Source organism: Prevotella sp. TCVGH, from assembly GCF_023522295.1.
Taxonomy (GTDB): Bacteria; Bacteroidota; Bacteroidia; order Bacteroidales; family Bacteroidaceae; genus Prevotella; species Prevotella timonensis.
The window spans coordinates 1-1,004 of sequence record NZ_QFFX01000149.1 but is presented as its reverse complement, the minus strand read 5'-3'; the positions used below and the strand labels follow the sequence as shown (position 1 = coordinate 1,004).

The window sequence follows — 1,004 nt, the reverse complement described above, 5'->3', positions numbered from 1 at the left end:
TTGCGGTTGATGGTCATGGATTGCCGTTGTTGAAGTACCTTGCCGAAACGTTCTGAAAGCGTTTTAGCAGTTTCGCCCACCACCTGTCCACTGAACACGTTGCCCACGGTATTTTGTATCACCTTACTTTCTTTGTCCTCATAATCGCGAGTAAGCTGAGAGAAGTCCTGAAAGCTCAAACACACTGCCACCTTGTTACTTCGAGCGGTAGCGATTAGGTTATCCAACCCACGGAAATAAATCGTCGGCAACTCATCGATAATCACGGAGGATTTGAGTTGTTTCTTCTTGTTGATGAGCTTAACGATACGACTGTTGTAAAGTCCGAGTGCAGCCGAATAGATATTCTGTCGATCAGGGTTGTTGCCCACAACAAGCACTTTCGGCTCATAGGGATTATTGATGTCAAGTGAGAAATCATCGCCTGTCATCACCCAATAAAGTGCAAGAGAAATCATACGTGATAGTGGTATCTTGGCACTGGCGATCTGTCCCTGCAACTGATCTTGTGCTCCACCTTCCCAAGCGTCCATAAAAGGAGAAAGATAGTTGGCTAGTTCATCGTAGGAAGTGAGAATCGGGAATATCTGTGCGTAGGGACAGTTAAAAAACTCAATGGCATGAGGGAAAGTACAGTACTTTCCGTCCTCATAGATTTTGAGAAACCAAATGATGGCAGCCAGCAGGATAATCGGAGACTCGACGAAGAAATCTCCCTGCTTTTGTATCCACGAGCGATTCAGATTGAGCATGATGGTGTAGGCACTCTCATAAGCGTCCGATATATCCGTCATAAAGGCAGGATTGATTGGATTGCACCGATGCGACTTGCGTGGGTCGTCGAAGTTGATTACATAAAACTGCGGCTTTACCTTGTAGGCATCCAAATGGTTAAGCAAATGATTGTAAGCTATTTCAGAGAGGTCGGGATCGAGTAGGTCAGCCCCCTCTCGGGGGCTTTCCCCTCTAAGAACCGTACATGAGAGTTTCCCCTCATACGGCTC

The 1,004-nt window shown here is 46.4% G+C and carries 1 protein-coding gene; it reads right to left on the bottom strand.

Annotated features, from left to right (window positions below; genetic code table 11):
• A partial coding sequence (locus DEM91_RS12545) for a TraM recognition domain-containing protein (RefSeq protein ID WP_249859128.1) occupies positions 1-1,004 on the bottom strand: 1,004 nt, incomplete at both ends.